The organism is Streptomyces sp. Y7 (assembly GCF_043195415.1).
In the GTDB taxonomy this organism is placed as follows: Bacteria; Actinomycetota; Actinomycetes; order Streptomycetales; family Streptomycetaceae; genus Streptomyces.
Genome location: NZ_JBIDDQ010000008.1, coordinates 17,803 through 35,714 on the forward strand (window position 1 = coordinate 17,803; position 17,912 = coordinate 35,714).

Annotated in this window: 12 protein-coding genes; 3 read left to right on the forward strand and 9 right to left on the reverse strand. The window is 72.1% G+C overall.

All coding sequences use genetic code 11. From position 1 onward, the window contains the following. Positions 1-133: 133 nt before the first annotated feature. The 3 genes from ACGFW6_RS21350 to ACGFW6_RS21360 all read right to left on the reverse strand — a co-directional run bounded on the left by ACGFW6_RS21350 (position 134) and on the right by ACGFW6_RS21360 (position 7,145). A complete protein-coding gene (locus ACGFW6_RS21350; RefSeq protein ID WP_393512765.1) occupies positions 134-1,732 on the reverse strand; it encodes a protein kinase in 1,599 nt (532 codons plus the stop codon). Positions 1,733-1,884: 152 nt separating this feature from the next. Continuing rightward, entirely contained in the window at positions 1,885-4,842 is a 2,958-nt protein-coding gene (locus tag ACGFW6_RS21355) for a protein kinase (RefSeq protein ID WP_393512000.1), read from the reverse strand. 185 nt (positions 4,843-5,027) lie between these two features. Beyond that, a complete protein-coding gene (locus ACGFW6_RS21360) occupies positions 5,028-7,145 on the reverse strand; it encodes a serine/threonine-protein kinase (RefSeq protein WP_393512003.1) in 2,118 nt (705 codons plus the stop codon). Between the two features lie 210 nt (positions 7,146-7,355). On the opposite strand from ACGFW6_RS21360, the gene ACGFW6_RS21365 reads away from it, so the two are divergent. Then, a complete protein-coding gene (locus ACGFW6_RS21365; protein ID WP_393512768.1) occupies positions 7,356-8,441 on the forward strand; it encodes a serine hydrolase domain-containing protein in 1,086 nt (361 codons plus the stop codon). A 72-nt stretch (positions 8,442-8,513) separates the two neighbouring features. On the opposite strand, the gene ACGFW6_RS21370 is transcribed toward ACGFW6_RS21365, so the two are convergent. Next, positions 8,514-10,220: a glycerol-3-phosphate dehydrogenase/oxidase gene (locus ACGFW6_RS21370; RefSeq protein WP_393512006.1), complete on the reverse strand. Its 1,707-nt coding sequence runs from the start codon at positions 10,218-10,220 to the stop codon at positions 8,514-8,516. Between the two features lie 263 nt (positions 10,221-10,483). On the opposite strand from ACGFW6_RS21370, the gene ACGFW6_RS21375 reads away from it, so the two are divergent. Further along, entirely contained in the window at positions 10,484-11,692 is a 1,209-nt protein-coding gene (locus ACGFW6_RS21375; protein ID WP_393512009.1) for a nucleotide sugar dehydrogenase, read from the forward strand. Positions 11,693-11,801: 109 nt separating this feature from the next. On the opposite strand, the gene ACGFW6_RS21380 is transcribed toward ACGFW6_RS21375, so the two are convergent. From ACGFW6_RS21380 to ACGFW6_RS21395, 4 genes are all read right to left on the reverse strand, one after another. Continuing rightward, positions 11,802-12,926, reverse strand: a complete 1,125-nt coding sequence (locus tag ACGFW6_RS21380; protein WP_393512012.1) for a GuaB3 family IMP dehydrogenase-related protein — start codon at positions 12,924-12,926, stop codon at positions 11,802-11,804. Between the two features lie 103 nt (positions 12,927-13,029). Beyond that, a complete protein-coding gene (gene guaB, locus ACGFW6_RS21385) occupies positions 13,030-14,532 on the reverse strand; it encodes an IMP dehydrogenase (protein WP_393512015.1) in 1,503 nt (500 codons plus the stop codon). Between the two features lie 165 nt (positions 14,533-14,697). After that, positions 14,698-15,285 carry a sigma-70 family RNA polymerase sigma factor gene (locus tag ACGFW6_RS21390; protein ID WP_393512018.1) on the reverse strand — a complete coding sequence of 196 codons (588 nt, stop codon included), beginning with the start codon at positions 15,283-15,285 and terminating at the stop codon, positions 14,698-14,700. Between the two features lie 304 nt (positions 15,286-15,589). Then, entirely contained in the window at positions 15,590-16,201 is a 612-nt protein-coding gene (locus tag ACGFW6_RS21395; RefSeq protein ID WP_003948568.1) for a response regulator transcription factor, read from the reverse strand. A 381-nt stretch (positions 16,202-16,582) separates the two neighbouring features. Between ACGFW6_RS21395 and ACGFW6_RS21400 the strand changes: the two genes are divergently transcribed. Next, positions 16,583-16,912: a WhiB family transcriptional regulator gene (locus ACGFW6_RS21400; RefSeq protein WP_030946242.1), complete on the forward strand. Its 330-nt coding sequence runs from the start codon at positions 16,583-16,585 to the stop codon at positions 16,910-16,912. A 58-nt stretch (positions 16,913-16,970) separates the two neighbouring features. Here the strand turns inward: ACGFW6_RS21400 and ACGFW6_RS21405 are convergent, their stop codons facing one another. After that, complete coding sequence (locus tag ACGFW6_RS21405) at positions 16,971-17,867, reverse strand: LysR family transcriptional regulator (RefSeq protein WP_393512023.1); 897 nt, start codon at positions 17,865-17,867, stop codon at positions 16,971-16,973. Positions 17,868-17,912: the final 45 nt, after the last annotated feature.

Below are 17,912 nucleotides of genomic sequence, written 5' to 3' on the forward strand. Positions count from 1 at the left end.
TCGGCCAACTATGCAAAGGAGCAAACGACTTCAAAAGCCGCTCGACGCCCTACCGTACGGTCGGGAAACCCACCGGCCCGGAACGCGAACCGGGGAGGCGGTGCCTCGACGCCCGCTGCCCGCTCCGCTCGGATCAGCCCTCCTGGAAGCTCCGCAGGATCCAGTCGAACTGCTTTCTGGTGGTGGCCCAGTCGTCGGCCGGCGAGGACGCGTAGATGGCGTACTCCGTGCCGTCACCGTCCATGTACCCGACGTCGATCGCGCGATAGGGCCCCGGGAAGTAGTGCGGCGCGTCCTTGGCCAGCGCGTTCCACGCGTACTCCCAGCGGGCGCCCGGCTGGTCGCGGAACAGCTCCTCCTTGAGGCTCAGCTGCTCGTAGTCCACCAGCCGCTGCGAGATCCGCTGGTCCAGGTTGCTCAGGTGCTCGTACGAGGTGCGGAAGTCCGGCGCGGTGTCGACGGCGACCCGCACGAGGTGCTTGCCCTTGTCGGGCGAGAAGTCGACCTGCCGGAGGCCGTCCTGGTCGATGGAGACGGACCGCTTCCAGCCCTTGGGCAGGGAGATGCTGAAACCCACCGGGTCGTCGTGCCGCTCCCAACCGGCGGGCACCGCCCCCTGACCGGCCCCGTCGCTCGGCGTGACACTGGGGCTCGGAGTCGACGACGAGGAGGTGGAGCCGCCGGACTTGCCCGTGCCGAACTGCTGCAGCGCGACCGCGAGACCCCCGCCCACGATCGCCGCGAGAGCGACGACCAGAGCGAACGTACGCAGGCGGTGCCGCTTCGGCGGCGCGGGCGCGGGCGCGACCGTCATGGGCGGATACGGAGTGCTCGCGGCCGTCCCCGGCCCCGTGCGTACCTCCGGTTCGTACACGGCGGCGCGCTGGGTCGGCACGTACACCTGCGCCGCGTTCGGCCGTCGTCCCTCCGCCGCCTCGGCCAGCATCTGCTCCGCCTCGGCCGCGTCGGGCCGGGTGGCCGGATCCTTACGCAGCAGGGCGGTGATGACGGGCGCGAGCGGGCCGGCGTGCGGCGCCTCGCCGGGTTCCTCGTCGACGACCGCCTGCATGGTGCCCAGCGGCGAGGTGCGGCGGAAGGGCGAGCGGCCCTCCACGGCCGTGTACAGCGTCGCGCCGAGCGCCCACAAGTCGGAGGAGGGGCCCGGGTCATGGCCACGGACCCGCTCGGGGGCGAGGTAGTCGACCGAGCCGACGACCTCTCCGGTGCGGGTGATGGTGCTGTCGCCCTCGATCTGGGCGATGCCGAAGTCGGTCAGCAGGACCCGGCCGTCCTCGCCCAGCAGGACGTTGCCGGGCTTGACGTCGCGGTGCAGGACCCCGGCGGTGTGCGCGGCGCGCAGCGCCCGCAGCACCCACAGACCGATCCGGGCGGCCTCGGCGGGCTCGACGCGCCCGCGCTCCTTGACCGCGTCGGCCAGCGAGTTGCCCTCGACCAGCTCCATCACGATCCACGGCCGGCCATCGTGCTCCAGCACGTCGTGCACGGTGACGACGGCCGAGTGGTTGATGCGCGCCGCGGCCCGTGCCTCGGCCCGGGTGCGGGCGAGCAGCCGCTCCTGGTCGCTCTCGGAGACGTAGAGCGCGGCGGTCAACTCCTTGATCGCCACGGCCCGATGCAGCACCTCGTCGCGCGCACGCCAGACACGGCCCATGCCGCCGCTGCCGATCGCGTCGACGAGCCGGTAGCGGCCCGAAATGAGCTGGCCCTGCATCTGATTCACGTTGCCCCGCAATGTTCTTGACAGGGTCAGGTTAAGGACCGGCCGACCCGACCGGAACCACGGGGGTGCCAAGGAGACCGCACTGTGATGGTTGTCGCTTTCGGCGTCGGGAAGCAACCATCACGCACCGTCCGCGGGCGCAATCAACCGGTGACCTGGTACGTCGCCGACGCCTGCTCGAACAGCCGCGTCACCTCGTCCCGCTCGGCCTCCGGCCCGCGCACCTGCACCACGTGGTACCGCCCGTCGATGAGGATCGCGAGATTGCGTACGAACAGCTCGCGTCCCTCGCCGTCGGTCCAGGTGAACTGCCCCTCGGCCATGCTCCGCTCACCGACCTGAATGCTCTTCAGACCGCTGGAGGACGCCCAGCTGGAGTCGCGGTAGGGCTGCAACTCCCGCTCGTGCTCCCGCTGGTAGACCATCGGGTCGCTGCCGTACTCGTCGGTGGCGTCGCGGCCCGGCACGACGAACAGGTCGAAGTCGCCGTGGGAGTACACGACCTGTCCGCGCCCGTTCTTCGGCGTGCGGTCCCAGCCGTTGGCGACGGCGACCTGGAAACCGGCGTCGTCCTCGCGCAGCGTGAAGCCGTCCGGGACCTCGGGGTCGTTGCTCTGCGTCCCGTCGTCGGAACCGGCTGACTCCGAGGGGCCGTTGCCGGACTCCGGGGAGGTCTGGTCGGGCCGGGGTTCGCTGCTCGCCTCGGCGGACTCCCCGGTGTCCGATTCACCGGCCTGGCCGGCGGAGCCGGTGCGATCCCCGCCCGCGGTACCGGTGTTGTCCTGGTCCGCCTTCGGCATGAACATCATGGCGTACGTGATCGCCGCGGCCATCCCGAGCAGGACCAGCAGCAGCAACGTACGACCCAGTCTGCGCGGCGACGCCGACTCCTGCCTGGAGCGCTTGGCCCGCTTGTGCCGCCCGTGGTGCGCGGGCAGCCCGGCCCGCCGCCGGCGCACCAACTCGCCCCGGCGCCGCACGATCGGCAGCCGGTTCGGGTCGACGGGCGGGGCGGCGACGACATGCGCACCGGCCTCCGGCTCGGGCGCGGAGCGCACCAACGAACGCAGCCAGCCGCGCAGTTCCTCGAAGTCCAGTCGCTCGGTGGGGTCCTGACGCAGCAGCGACTCCACGACCGGCCGCAGCGGCCCGCACTCCTCGGCGAAGGCGGGCGGCTCCGCGCACACCATCTGCACCAGTTCGGCCGTCGACTCCTCCGGGTACGGCGCGTGCCCCTGCACGGCACGGAACAGCAGCGCCCCGAGCGCCCACAGGTCGGTCGCGGGCCCGATCGGCGCGGCGAGCTGCCAGTTCTCGTGCACGGGCCCGGCCTGCTCGGGCGCCCATCGCTCGGTCACGGGCCCGACGACAGCCATCCGCGCCTGCCGGGCCCGCTCGGCGGCGAGCGCGGTCGCGGGCCCGCGGTGGACCGGCGCACCCTTCGCGAGGTCGTTCCAGCGGGTCGGTGCGTGCGGGGAGTTGGCGAGGGCGCCTGGGGCGGCTGCGCCCTGCGGGGGGTAGCCGGCGGGGCCGGGGCCGGGCGCGGGGGCGCCGTGCTGGGGGAAGCCGGCGGGGCCGGGCCCAGCGGTGCCCTGCTGAGGGAAGCCGCCGGTGCCGGAGGGGGGCACGGCGGTGCCGGGGCCAGGCGCGGGGGCGCCCTGCGGGGGGAAGCCGCCGGGGCCGGGCCCAGCGGTGCCCTGCTGAGGGAAGCCGCCGGTGCCGGAGGGGGGAACGGCGGTGCCGGGGCCGGGCGCGGGGGCGCCCTGCTGGGGGAAGCCGCCAGGTGCGGGCACGGCGGTGTCGGGCGGGGTGCCGTAGCCGGTCCGGGTGCCCTGACCCGCCGGGGGCAGTGCCGCGTGGTCGCGGCCCGCTTCGGCCGGCGTGCCGACGGTCCCGCCACGGGGCGCGGCGCCGTGCCAGGGCGTGGCCTGCACGCCGTACGGGTCGGCGATCTGTCCCGGGGGCGTCGCGACGCCGTCGCCCGGGGAAGCGGAGGGATACGGGTGGTTCGCCGCGCCGTTCGCGTGGGGAACGGGCCCGCCTTCGGGCGCCGGCCGGGCTCCCGGCAGGGCGACGCGTCCGTTCTGCTGCCCCTCCTGCACCCGGGCCGCGGCACGGGCACCCGCGCGATACGCGGCGATCGCCCCGGCCCGCGCCGCCCTGATGTCCCCGCCGGTCTCCGAGGCACCGCTCGGCGCCTCCGCGCCGTTGCCCTCGTCTGCCACGGGCACCGGCAGCGCACCGGCCGCCCGTGCCTCTATCGCGGCCCGCCGGGCGGCCTCGGGATCCGTACCGCCGGGCCCTACGGCACCGGCGCCACCCCCCGGCTGCCCGGGACCCGCGACGCCACCGAGACCGGAGCCGCCGGGCCCCACGCCTCCCGCCGGCTGCCCCGCGCCCCCGGCGCCGGCACCCGGAGCGGACGCCCCGCCGAACGTGACGAGCCCGCCGCCCCCGCCCTCGTCACCGTCCTCCGCGGGCACCGGGTCGTACCCGCACAACGCCTCCTCCGCGGCTCCCACCGCGAGCCCGGTCAGCATCACCCGGCCGTCGTCGCAGACGAGCACCGTGCGGGCGGTGATGTTCCGGTGGACCCAGCCGTGCGCGTGCAGCACCCGCAGCGCCATGAGGACGTCGGAGGCGACCTCGGCCGCCCGGTACGGCGTCAGCGGCTGCTCGGCGAGCAGTGCGGCCAGCGGACGCGCGGCCACGAACTCACTCACTATCCACAACGAGCCGCCCTCGGCGAACACGTCGAAGACCTGGTCCAGCCGGGGATGGTCGGGGATCCGTGCCGCGGCCTGCGCCGCCTCGACCGCGCGCCGCACGGCGGGATCGCTGGGCCGCCGGGTACTGGACCGCGCCGAGGTCCGTCGCCCCGCCCCGCGCTCGCGCGCGTCCCGCGCGGTGAAGCCCTCGGGCAGCCCCTCGGCGTCGAGCACCTCCGCCTCGACGACCTCCGGCAACGGCACCTGCCGGACCAGGACTTCCTGCCCGCTGTAGGTGTCGAAGGCGCGGGTCTCGGTGAGTTCGTACTCGTCGGAGGGCGGCAGCGGCAGGCGGTAGCGGTCGGCGAGCACCCGACCCGCATAGTCGTCCACGTTGCCTCCCCCGGCCGCCCGGTTGGTCAATTCCGTTCGCCTTGCGTCGCGTTCCGGGCGCACGACTGGATGCGCACGGTCCACAAGCATTCACGATACGTGCCGGAGGCAACCCACAAAGAGGGGTTGCCGTATCTCACGGCTCGAACCCTGTCCTCGCGAGCCCTTGCGGGGACGGGCTCACCTCATGACTTCGGCTGGAACGAACCGGTCAGTGTCTTCCAGGTGTCCTTGCGGAGATCACTGTCCCAGGCGGCGGCCTTCGCGGTGTACATCAGCGCATAGCCGCGACGGCTGTCCACGACGAACCCACGGTCGATCGTCCGGTACTTCGTCCCGCCGTCGGCATAGGTGAACTCCCAGTCGGCGGTGTTCCAGCCGCGGTAGTCCACCTTCTCTATACGGATCCGGTCGTACTCGGAGCGCTCCATGTACTGCTCCTGGTTCTCCCAGTCCGCCACCGGGTCGTCCTGCGGCGTGGACGTCCAGGCGACGAGCAGCTTCTGTCCGTCCGGCCCGGTGAACCGGTCCCCGGACGAACCCGTGGTCTCGTACTTCCAGCCCTTGGGCAGCCCGATCGAGTAGCCCTGGGAACCCTTATGGGTCGAGACGGACCCACTGCCGCCGCCGGAGCCCGCTTCGCCGCCGCTGCCCCCGGTGGCGCTCGCCTCGGCGCTCGGCGTCTTCCCGTCCCCGGATCCGGAACCCGAACCGGAACCGTTCGTGGCCGACGAGGACTTATCCCCGTCCGTACGGGTCTGCTCGTCGTCGTTCTTGGTTCCGGAGCTCGCGCTCGCCTTGGTGGAGGCCTTGGCCCCGCCGTCGCCCGCCGCGCCGTTGGAGTCGTCGCCGCCGTTCAGCACCACGGCCAGCACCACGCCGAGCACGGCGAGCGCCAGGACCACGGCGATGATCACCAGCGTGCGCCTGGGCACCACATCGGTGAGCGGCGCCCTCGGCACGGACCGCTCCGGCAGATCCGGCGGCGGCATGACGGGCCATCCCGAACTCCGGCCCCCGCTCTGCGCGTTCCCGCTCGTCGTGTCCCGCTCACCGGCACCGGCCTTGGCCCCGGCACCGCCGGTGGACCCGCCGGCCCCTGAACCGGAATCCCGAGTGGAACTCCCGGCCCCCGCCGAAGCCCCGGCCCCGCCCGCTGTCGTGGACGACGCCCCCGCCGCTCCACCACCCGCGACGGACCCGGAATCGGCCTTCTCGCTCGCGGACTTGCCCCGCGTGGCGGCCCCGGCAGCTCCCGCGCTCACAGCGGCCTTGCGCACGGAACGCAGCGCCCCGCGCAACCGCTCCCCGGCATCCTCGCCCCGCTTGCCCGCGGACCCGGCGCCCGAACGCCCCTTGCCCTCGCGCGCGTCGGGCTGCGGAGGCAGGGGCACGACCTTCGTCGCGTCCGCCGGCTCCGGCTCGGCCTTGCGCTCGGGCGCGTGGATGACGGCGTTGAGCATCGCCCGCGCACCGGCGTCGTCGAGCCGCTTCTCGGGGTCCTTGGTGAGCAGGCCGTAGATGACGTCCCGCAGCGGACCGGCGTTCTTCGGCTCCTCCATCGGCTCGGTCATCACCGCGGTGAGCGTGGCGATCGCGGAGCCCTTGTCGTACGGCGGCACACCCTCGACCGACGCGTACAGGAGTCCGCCCAGCGACCACAGGTCGGCCGCGGGTCCGGGCTTGTGGCCGCGGGCCCGCTCCGGGGAGATGTAGGAGGGCGCGCCGACGAGCATGCCGGTCGAGGTGATGGACGGGTCGCCCTCGACCTGGGCGATACCGAAGTCGGTGAGCACGACCCGGTCGGTGTCGGACTCCAGCAGGACGTTCGACGGCTTCACGTCGCGGTGCAGGATGCCCTCGCGGTGCGCCGACCGCAGCACGTCGAGTACGGCCAGGCCCACCTCGGCCGCCCGCTTGGGCTCCAGCAGGCCGTCCTCGCGGATGACCTCGGCGAGCGACTTGCCCTCGACGAGCTCCATCACGATCCAGGGCCGGTCGTCCTCGTCGACCACGTCGAACACCGTGACGGCGCTGTTGTTGCGGATCCGGGCGATCGCCTTGGCCTCACGCAGGGTGCGTGTGATCAGGCGCCGCTTCTCCTCCTCGTCGATGTTCGACGGGAACCGCAGCTCCTTGACGGCGACCGTGCGCCCCAGTGTCTCGTCGACGGCACGCCACACCGTGCCCATGCCGCCCCTGCCGAGCACTCCGCCCAGCCGGTACCGTCCCGCGAGGAGACGCTCACGGTCGTCCTGACGAGTGTCCTGACGAGATGTCCCCGCCCGCTCCGCCTCCGACATGCGTCCCCTCATACAACCCGCCCTGACAGAGCCTCCATTGTCTCTCACCCGACAAGTGCCCAGCGCCCCAGGGTGCCTCTCGGGCGGCCATCCGCCCGCGCGGCGCGATGCCCGGACCCGCTCTCGCCCGGGGCCCGGTGTACCGCGCGTAACAGCGCCCGGCATGATGGGCCGCGGTGAGGGGAGGGAACCCGCATGGCGCGACCGGTGATGCCACTGCTTCGGACACTACTGGCCTTCCCTGTGCTCCTGACGCTTCTCGGCCTCGTGTCCCCCTCGCTCCTCGGCCTGAATCCCGCCGGATGGCGGGATCTCACCTCCTCGTCGCCGTCCCGGCCCCCGGCGACGGACGCCCTGCTCGCACGGCTCGTCACCCGGGGCGAGGCCCCCGCGGCGGCTCTGCTGGCCCACGAGGAGACCGGCACCCGCTACACCCTGGCCGGCCAGGGCATCGCCCGCACCGACCACTTCCGCGCCGGCAGCATGACGAAGACGTTCATCGCGACGGTCGTCCTGCAACTGGCCGCCGAGCGGCGGCTTTCCCTGTCCGACACGGTGGAGCGGCACCTGCCGGGCCTGGTGCGCGGGGCGGGCAACGACGGGCGCGGGCTGACCCTTCGTTCCCTGCTGACCCACACCAGCGGCCTGTACGACTTCACCGCCGCGACCAGGGGCGCCCTCGCCGTGACGCCGCTCCAAGCTGTCCGAATAGCGCTCACCCACCCCCCTGCCGCCCGCGGCGGCTTCTCCTACTCGAACACCAACTACGTACTGCTCGGCCTGGTCATCGAGCGGGTCACCGGCGGCTCCTACGCCGATCAGGCCGAGCGGCGCATCATCGCCCCGCTGGGTCTGACCGGCACCTCCTTCCCCGGTTCCCGCACCTCGCTGCCCTCCCCGCACGGCCGCGCCTACGCCACCGACGGGACCGATGTCACCGAACTGGACCCGCGGGTGGCCGGCGCCTCCGGTGAGCTGGTGACCACGCTCGCCGACCTCGACCGCTTCTACGCCGCGCTGCTGCGCGGCCGGCTGCTGCCCCCGCGCTGGCTGCGCGAGATGCTCGACACCCGTGCCGCACACGGCGCGTACGGCATGGGTCTCTTTCCCGTGAAACTGCGCTGCGGCACCGTCGTGTGGGGGCACAGCGGGCGCATATCCGGCAGCTACGTGCGCTCCGCGGCCACCGTCGACGGGCGTCGTGTCCTGACATTCCGGGTGAACACGACGGCGATCGCAGATCCCGGCCTCGAAGCCCGGCTGCTCGCCGCCGAGTTCTGCCCTCGCACCAGGTAGAACGGCCGGGGTCCGAGCAGAGATCCCACCTCCAGCCACCCGTTCGAGTGATGTCCCCGGCGTGCGTCGCGACTACAGCGGCACGATGTCCGGCGCCCCGAGCCGTGCCGCGTCCGCCGTGAGGTCGTCCGGCTGGCGCTGCGACTCGCGCTCGGCCTCCACCCGCTTCTGGTAGTGCTCGACCTCGCGCTCGATGTGGTCCTTGTCCCAGCCCAGCACCGGCGCCATCAGCTCGGCGGCCTCCCGCGCGCACCGGGTGCCCCGGTCGAACGTCTCGATGGAGATCCGCGTGCGCCGCGTCAGCGCGTCGTCGAGATGACGTGCCCCCTCGTGCGAGGCGGCGTACACGATCTCGGCGCGCAGATAGTCGTCGCCGGACCCGAGGGGCTCGCCCAGCGCCGGATTGGCGGTGATGAGTTCGAGCACCTCCTCCGCGAGCGAGCCGTACCGGTTCAACAGGTGCTCCACGCGCACCACATGAAGGCCCGTCCGTGCCGCGATCCGCGCCCGGGCGTTCCACAGCGCGCGATACCCCTCCGCGCCCAGCAGCGGGATGTCCTCGGTGACGCACTCGGCGACCCGCATGTCGAGTCCGTGCACCGCCGCGTCCACGGCGTCCTTGGCCATCACGCGGTACGTCGTGTACTTGCCGCCCGCCACCACGACGAGGCCGGGCACGGGGTGCGCGACGGTGTGCTCGCGCGAGAGCTTGCTGGTGGCGTCCGACTCGCCGGCCAGCAGGGGCCGCAGTCCGGCGAACACGCCCTCCACGTCGTCCCGGGTGAGCGGCACCGCGAGCACCGAGTTCACGTGTTCCAGCAGGTAGTCGATGTCGGCGCTGGACGCGGCCGGGTGGGCCTTGTCGAGGTCCCAGTCGGTGTCGGTGGTGCCGACGATCCAGTGCCGGCCCCAGGGGATGACGAAGAGGACGGACTTCTCGGTGCGCAGGATCAGCCCCGTCGAGGAGTGGATGCGGTCCTTGGGCACCACCAGGTGGATGCCCTTGGAGGCGCGGACGTGGAACTGGCCGCGCTCCCCCACCATCGACTGGGTGTCGTCGGTCCACACGCCGGTGGCGTTGACGATCTGCTTGGCGCGGACCTCGTACTCCCCGCCCCCCTCGACGTCCTGCACCCGGGCCCCGACGACCCGCTCGCCCTCGCGCAGGAACGACGTCACGCGCGCGCGGTTGGCGACCTTCGCGCCGTAGGCCGCGGATGTGCGCACGAGGGTGGCCACATAGCGGGCGTCGTCCATCTGCGCGTCGTAGTACTGCAGGGCTCCGACCAGGGCGTCCTTGCGCAGAGCGGGGGCGACGCGCAGGGCGTGACGGCGGGTCAGATGCCGGTGCAGGGGCAGGCCGCGGCCGTGGCCGCGTGCCATCGACATGGCGTCGTAGAGCGCGACGCCCGAGCCCGCGTACAGCCGCTCCCAGCCCTTGTGCTGGAGCGGGTACAGGAACGGCACCGGCTTCACCAGGTGCGGCGCGAGCCGTTCCAGCAGCAGCCCGCGCTCCTTGAGTGCCTCCCGTACGAGAACGAAGTCGAGCATCTCCAGATAGCGCAGGCCGCCGTGGATCAGCTTGCTCGACCTGCTGGAAGTGCCCGACGCCCAGTCGCGGGCCTCGACCAGTCCGGTGGACAGTCCGCGGGTCGCCGCGTCGAGCGCTGTGCCCGCGCCCACGACGCCACCGCCCACGACCAGTAGGTCCAGCTCGCGCTCGGCCATGGCCGCCAGTGACTCGGCGCGCTCGGCCGGCCCCAGTGTCGCTGTCCTCACTGCTGCCTCCCGCTCATCGGTCGCGTGGGCCGCACCCGTCGGGCGAAGCCCGGTTCCTACCCCCCATGCCCAAAATTCTGACCGGGTTGCCCGACTTCAGCCACCACTCACCCCCAGCCTGTGGACAACACTCACGGAAACGCGATCATTCAATGCCGCAAATCGGTCATATTTACTCCTAGTCTGACATTGCGCTCCCTCGTCCTGTCCACAGGGGTTGCGCACCTGCCCCGCTTCGGTTACTGGGAAGGACGGCCCACGCCATGCCCGCAGATCTCGCCGTCATCGGACTGGCCCCGTACGGCCTGCCGCTGGCCAAGGCCGCCGTCGCCGCCGGCATCCCCACGCTCGGTTATCGCACCGGGCCCGAGGGCGGCTCTCTCAGCCCCGCCGAACTGCGCCGGATGCTCTCGGGGGGCTTCCGGCACGCCACGAACCCCGCCGAGCTCGGCCGGGTCCGCACCGCCGTCATCTGCCCCCCGACCCCGCGCGCCGCGGACGGCACCCTCGACCTGAGCCAGGTGGAGGCGGCCGCCCGCACCCTGGCCGGACAGCTGCGCCCGCACACCACGGTCATCCTGGAGTCGCCGGTGCCGCCGGGCACCACCGAGAACGTGCTGCGCCCGCTCCTCGAAGAGGGTTCCGGGATGCGCGCGGGCCGTGACTTCCACCTGGCGTACTCCCCCAGCCGCGTCGACCCCGGCAACCGCCATTTCTCGCCCGCCAACACGCCCCAGGTCATCGGCGGGCTCACGCCCGCGTGCACCGAGTCGGCGGCCGCCTTCTACGGCCGTCTCACCGACAAGGTGGTACGCGCGCGTGGCCCCCGCGAGGCGGAGACCGTGCAGGTCCTGGAGACCAACTTCCGGCACGTCAACATCGCCCTCGTCAACGAAATGGCCGTCCTCTGCCACGACTTGGGCGTCGACCTGTGGGACGTCATCCGCTGCGCGGAGACCAAGCCGTTCGGCTTCCATGCCTTCCGCCCCGGCCCCGGCGTCGGCGGCCACGCCGTCCCGCAGGACCTCGCGGGCCCCGCCGGCCGCACGCTGCGCATGGTCGAGCTGGCCCAGCAGGTCAACAGCCAGATGCCCCGCTACGTCGTCCAGCGCGCCGCCACCCTCCTCAACGAGCACGGCAAGTCCGCCCGCGGAGCCCGCGTCCTCCTGCTCGGCGTCACCTACAAGCCCGACCTCGCCGACCAGCAGTCCACCCCCGCCCAGGAGGTCGCCACCCGCCTGCTGGAGCTGGGCGCGTCCCTCAGCTACCACGACCCCTTCGTCGCCTCCTGGAGCGTCCTGGACCGCCCGGTCCCGCGCGCGGACGCCCTGTACGAGGCCGTCGCGGACGCCGACCTGACGATCCTGCTCCAGCAGCACCGCACGTACGACCTGCAGGGCCTGTCGGTGAAGGCCCAGCTGCTGCTGGACACGCGGGGGGCGGCGCCCACGGGGGCGGCACATCGCTTGTAGGGACAGCGTGGACGCCGGTCCGTGGCGAAGCGGACGCCGAGCCACGCGAAGGGCCGGTCACCCCACGCGGAGTGACCGGCCCTTCCCTGACGCGGAGACGTCGTACGGACTACCGCATGTGCTGCGAGTCCGCGACGGTCACCTCGACCCGCTGGAACTCCTTGAGCTCGCTGTAGCCGGTCGTGGCCATGGCCCGGCGCAGGGCGCCGAAGAAGTTCATCGAACCGTCGGGGGTGTGCGACGGGCCCGTCAGCACCTCCTCGATGGTGCCGACCGTGCCCAGGTCGACCTTCTTGCCGCGGGGCAGCTCCTCGTTCACGGCCTCCATGCCCCAGTGGTGGCCCCGGCCCGGCGCGTCGGTGGCGCGGGCGAGCGGGGAGCCCATCATCACGGCGTCGGCGCCGCAGGCGATCGCCTTGGGGAGGTCGCCGGACCAGCCCACACCGCCGTCCGCGATCACGTGGACGTACCGGCCGCCGGACTCGTCCATGTAGTCCCGGCGGGCGGCGGCCACGTCGGCGACCGCCGTCGCCATCGGGACACGGATGCCGAGGACGTTGCGCGTGGTGTGCGCGGCGCCGCCGCCGAAGCCGACCAGGACACCCGCCGCACCGGTCCGCATCAGGTGCAGGGCGGCGGTGTACGTGGCGCAGCCGCCGACGATCACGGGGACGTCGAGCTCGTAGATGAACTGCTTCAGGTTCAGCGGCTCGTGCGAGGACGAGACGTGCTCGGCGGAGACCGTCGTGCCGCGGATGACGAAGATGTCCACGCCGGCGTCGACGACCGCCTTGGAGAACTGGGCCGTGCGCTGCGGGGAGAGCGCGGCGGCCGTGACCACGCCCGAGTCGCGCACCTCCTTGATGCGCTGCCCGATCAGCTCCTCCTTGATCGGAGCGGCGTAGACCTCCTGCAGACGGCGCGTGGCGGCCTCGGTGGGCAGCTCGGCGATCTCGTCGAGGAGCGGCTGCGGGTCCTCGTACCGCGTCCACAGTCCTTCGAGGTTCAGCACACCGAGGCCGCCGAGCTCGCCGATGCGGATCGCGGTGGCCGGGGAGACGACCGAGTCCATGGGGGCGGCCAGGAAGGGCAGCTCGAAGCGGTAGGCGTCGATCTGCCAGGCGATCGAGACCTCCTTCGGGTCCCGCGTACGGCGGCTGGGGACGACGGCGATGTCGTCGAAGGCGTACGCCCTGCGCCCGCGCTTGCCGCGCCCGATCTCGATCTCAGTCACGTCTGTGGCCTTTCCCTGATGCGTTCAGCGTCTTCCAGTATCGCCGACGGGCACGACGAGGGCGGCCCCGGATGCTTCCGGAGCCGCCCATCAGGCGTGCTGCCTACTTACGGCTGTAGTTCGGCGCCTCGACCGTCATCTGGATGTCGTGCGGGTGGCTCTCCTTGAGGCCCGCGGAGGTGATCCGGACGAAGCGGCCCTTGGACTCCATCTCGTCGATGGTGGCCGCGCCCACGTAGCCCATGGTCTGGCGCAGACCGCCGACGAGCTGGTGCAGGACGCTGGAGAGCGGGCCGCGGTAGGGCACCTGGCCCTCGATGCCCTCGGGCACGAGCTTGTCGTCGGCGGCGACCTCCGCCTGGAAGTAGCGGTCCTTCGAGTACGACTTGCCCTGGCCGCGGGACTGCATGGCACCGAGCGAGCCCATGCCGCGGTACGACTTGAACTGCTTGCCGTTGATGAACTGCAGCTCGCCGGGCGACTCCTCGCAGCCGGCCAGGAGGCTGCCGAGCATCACGGTGTCGGCGCCGGCGGCGAGCGCCTTGCCGATGTCACCGGAGTACTGCAGGCCGCCGTCGCCGATCAGCGGGATACCCGCGGGGCGCGCGGCCAGGGAGGCCTCGTAGATGGCGGTGACCTGCGGGACGCCGATGCCGGCGACGACGCGGGTGGTGCAGATGGAGCCCGGTCCGACGCCGACCTTGATGCCGTCGACACCGGCGTCGATCAGCGCCTGGGCGCCGTCGCGGGTGGCGACGTTGCCGCCGATCACGTCGACGTCCACGCTCGACTTGATCTTCGACATCCAGCTGAGGGCGTTGCTGTTGTGGCCGTGCGAGGTGTCGACGACCAGGAAGTCCACGCCGGCCCCGGCGAGCGCCTGGGCGCGCTCCAGCGCCTCGGGGCTGGCGCCGACGGCGGCACCGACGAGCAGCCGGCCCTCGGTGTCCTTGGCGGCGTTGGGGTACTTCTCGGCCTTGACGAAGTCCTTGACCGTGATGAGGCCCTTGAGGACGCCCGTCTCGTCGATGAGGGGAAGCTTCTCGATCTTGTGGCGGCGCAGCAGTTCCATGGCGTCGCTGCCGGAGATGCCGACGTGGCCCGTGACGAGCGGCATCGGCGTCATGACCTCGCGCACCTGACGGTCGCGGTCCGTCTCGAAGGCCATGTCGCGGTTGGTGACGATGCCGAGGAGCTTGCCGGCCGGGTCGGTGACCGGGACACCGCTGATGCGGAACTTGGCGCACAGGGCGTCGGCCTCGGCGAGGGTCGCCTCGGGGTGCACGGTGATGGGGTCGGTGACCATGCCGGACTCGGACCGCTTCACCAGGTCGACCTGGTTGACCTGGTCCTCGACGGACAGGTTGCGGTGCAGCACGCCGACGCCGCCGAGGCGGGCCATGGCGATGGCCATGCGGGACTCGGTCACCTTGTCCATGGCCGCCGAGAGCAGCGGGATGTTCACACGGACGTTGCGGGAGATGCGGGACGAGGTGTCGACCGCGTTGGGGAGCACCTCGGATGCGCCCGGCAGCAGCAGCACGTCGTCGTAGGTCAGCCCGAGGGTTGCGAATTTTCCGGGCACTCCGTCGACGTTGGCAGTCATGACACCTTCCCCAAATGGCCTTGATCGGTGCGGATGTCCATGCTAACGGGAAGCATGGGGCTCAAATTCCACGGTTACGGCCGACCCTGGGCTTCGTATGTTCCTACGGAGCCGGGGTGCGGCCCGTTCATCCGGGGGCGCACTCAAGGGAGCACTGACGGAGCGCTACTGCTCGGCCAGCGCGCGCAACCTGCTCAGCGCCCTGTGCTGGGCAACCCGGACGGCGCCGGGTGACATTCCCAACATCTGTCCCGTCTCCTCCGCGGTCAACCCCACGGCGATCCGCAGCAGCAGCAGCTCGCGCTGGTTCTCGGGCAGGTTGGCCAGCAGTTTCTTGGCCCACTCGGCGTCGCTGCTGAGCAGCGCCCGCTCCTCCGGGCCCAGGGAGTCGTCCGGCCGCTCGGGCATCTCGTCCGAGGGGACCACGGTGGAACCGGGGTGCCGCATCGCCGCCCGCTGGAGGTCGGCGACCTTGTGCGCGGCGATGGCGAAGACGAACGCCTCGAAGGGACGGCCGGTGTCCTTGTAGCGCGGCAGCGCGAGGAGGACGGCTACGCAGACCTCCTGGGCGAGGTCCTCGACGAAGTGCCGGGCGTCACCCGGAAGGCGGGACAGCCGGGTGCGGCAGTAGCGCAGCGCCAGGGGGTGGACATGCGCGAGCAGATCGTGCGTGGCCTGCTCGTCCCCGTCCACCGCGCGATGGACGAGAGCACCGATCGCCCCTGCGGCTTGGGCCGCCTCGTCTTCGCGCATCGGTCCATGGTGCCTTGCGGCCGTGTGCTCCGTGGCACCGCGCCCGACGTTGTGCACCGAAGCGTTATGAGCAGGTGCGCCGGAACTCATCCCTTGCGCCCTCCCCTTCCGCTCGACCGACTCGTCCCCGAGAGACTCCACACCTCAAGGATGCGGCATCGGCGGCGAAACAAGCACCGGCCGCCGACAAAGCTCCTCGGCCGACCTGGCACCCGCGCCCCTTCAGGGGCGCGGGAAACTGCGCGACCAGCCACGACCAACCCGCAGCCGCCGGACGACACGACACGGCGCCCCGGTGGAGCGCCTAACGAACCAGACCCCACCGGAAGCCGAGCGCCACGGCGTGCGCCCGGTCCGACGCACCGAGCTTCTTGAACAGCCGGCGGGCATGCGTCTTCACGGTGTCCTCGGAGAGGAACAGCTCGCGGCCGATCTCGGCGTTGGAGCGACCGTGGCTCATGCCTTCGAGCACCTGGATCTCACGCGCGGTGAGCGTGGGAGCCGCACCCATCTCGGCGGACCGCAGCCGCCGTGGGGCGAGCCGCCAGGTCGGGTCGGCCAGCGCCTGCGTCACCGTGGCCCGCAACTCGGCGCGCGAGGCGTCCTTGTGCAGATAGCCGCGCGCCCCGGCGGCGACCGCGAGGGCCACGCCGTCCAGGTCCTCGGCGACCGTGAGCATGATGATGCGCGCGCCGGGGTCGGCGGACAGCAGCCGCCGAACGGTCTCCACGCCGCCCAGTCCGGGCATGCGCACGTCCATCAGGATCAGGTCCGAACGGTCCGCTCCCCAGCGGCGGAGGACTTCCTCGCCGTTGGCCGCGGTCGTGACGCGCTCGACGCCGGGCACGGTCGCGACCGCGCGGCGGAGCGCCTCTCGGGCAAGCGGGGAGTCGTCGCAGACGAGGACGGATGTCATGGCCGCCCTCCGCAGCTGATGCACGTCACCTTGAGCCTCCAGGCTGGTACGAAATCGTCACCTGAGCGGTCGACCGTCTCGGACGCCTGCCCGAGCGCTTGTTGCTTCAACCGCCTCCGCCCTCTCAACGACGGTCACTCGAAAGAGTTACGGGGGCATGTGCCGTCTTCGGCACTCTACGTGAGGGGACGGACACGGGGCAGACATGCAGGGCGGACCCTCAATGTTTCATCACAACCCATGCCCCATTCAGCCCTTTTTCTTCCCGTTTCTTGGCGTTTGGAGCTAGATTCGCAATGAGTCATATTTTCATCTCCTTAGATCGTAGATGTACGGTCGTAGACACCGTATCCGCCCAGAACGGCTACAAGGGGTCACGCAATGGCAGATTTCTCCCGCCTTCCCGGACCGAACGCGGACCTGTGGGACTGGCAGCTGCTGGCTGCTTGCCGCGGGGTGGACAGCTCGCTCTTCTTTCATCCGGAGGGCGAGCGCGGTGCGGCCCGGAGCGCTCGAGAGAACTCGGCCAAGGAGGTCTGCATGAGGTGCCCGGTGCGCGCGCAGTGCGCGGCGCATGCGCTGGCGGTACGCGAACCGTACGGCGTCTGGGGCGGCTTGACCGAGGACGAGCGCGAGGAACTCATGGGACGGGCCCGCAACCGGCTGGTGTCGGCTTCGACGACCAGCGGCGACGCCGGTCCGAACACCTGAAGGAACGTTTCTGCACACCAGGGCACGCGCAGGCGTGCCCTTCCTTCTGCGCCCCTGGCTAGCGGGCCGCGGCGCGCGCCAGTTGCTCCAGCGTCGCCGCGACGGCCGGCACCTGCGCCAGGTCACTCAGCGTGAGCGCGACGATCTCCCGCCGCACGGCCGGTTCCAGCGTCAGCATGCGCGCACCGCGCGGCCGTACGGACTCGACGGCCAGCTGCGGCAGGACGGCCACGCCCAGGCCGGCGCCGACCAGGCCGACCACCGCCGGGTAGTCGTCGGTGGCGAAGTCGATGCGCGGCGTGAAGCCCGCGCCCTCGCACACCTCGACCAGCTGACCCCGGCAGCGCGGGCACCCGGCGATCCACGGCTCGGCCGCGAGTTCACCGATGGAGACGGACTGCGCGCGGGCCAGCCGGTGCCGCTCCGGCACGAGGCCGACGAGACGGTCCGTCAGCAGCGGACGTACGACGAGGTCGTCCCACTCCCCTTCCTGGGGCGCGCCCTCGTACCGGAACGCGAGTGCCACGTCGCAGTCGCCCTCGCGCAGCATCTCGACGGACTTCGGGGGCTCGGCCTCCTCCAGGGAGACCCGGGTCCCGGGGTGCGCGGCGCGCAGAGCGGCGAGGGCGGTCGGGACGAGGGTGGAACTGCCGCTGGGGAAGGAGACCAGCCGGACGCGCCCGGCGCGCAGTCCGGCGATGGCGGCGACCTCCTCCTCGGCGGCGGTGAGCCCCGAGAGGATGCCGGCGGCGTGCCGCACCAGCGCCTCACCGGCCTGGGTCAGCCGCATCTCGCGCCCGCTGCGGACCAGCAGGGGGGTGCCGACCGACGACTCCAACGCCTTCATCTGCTGGCTGACGGCGGGCTGGGTGCAGCCGAGCTCGCGCCCCGCCGCGGAGAAGGAACCGGTGGCGGCGACGGCGCGCAGCACACGGAGATGACGGGCCTCGATCACCCCTTGAGCATAAGCGAAGCTTGGGTAGGGCGCTGATTAATGCGT

What these genes read in the sequence shown, in the direction of transcription:
- ACGFW6_RS21360 (WP_393512003.1), bottom strand. Translation starts at nt 7,145, where the DNA reads ATGTCGGAGGCGGAGCGGGCGGGGACATCTCGTCAGGACACTCGTCAG.
- ACGFW6_RS21350 (WP_393512765.1), bottom strand. Translation starts at nt 1,732, where the DNA reads ATGCAGGGCCAGCTCATTTCGGGCCGCTACCGGCTCGTCGACGCGATC.
- ACGFW6_RS21375 (WP_393512009.1), top strand. Translation starts at nt 10,484, where the DNA reads ATGCCCGCAGATCTCGCCGTCATCGGACTGGCCCCGTACGGCCTGCCG.
- ACGFW6_RS21400 (WP_030946242.1), top strand. Translation starts at nt 16,583, where the DNA reads ATGGCAGATTTCTCCCGCCTTCCCGGACCGAACGCGGACCTGTGGGAC.
- ACGFW6_RS21365 (WP_393512768.1), top strand. Translation starts at nt 7,356, where the DNA reads ATGCCACTGCTTCGGACACTACTGGCCTTCCCTGTGCTCCTGACGCTT.
- guaB (WP_393512015.1), bottom strand. Translation starts at nt 14,532, where the DNA reads ATGACTGCCAACGTCGACGGAGTGCCCGGAAAATTCGCAACCCTCGGG.
- ACGFW6_RS21390 (WP_393512018.1), bottom strand. Translation starts at nt 15,285, where the DNA reads ATGCGCGAAGACGAGGCGGCCCAAGCCGCAGGGGCGATCGGTGCTCTC.
- ACGFW6_RS21395 (WP_003948568.1), bottom strand. Translation starts at nt 16,201, where the DNA reads ATGACATCCGTCCTCGTCTGCGACGACTCCCCGCTTGCCCGAGAGGCG.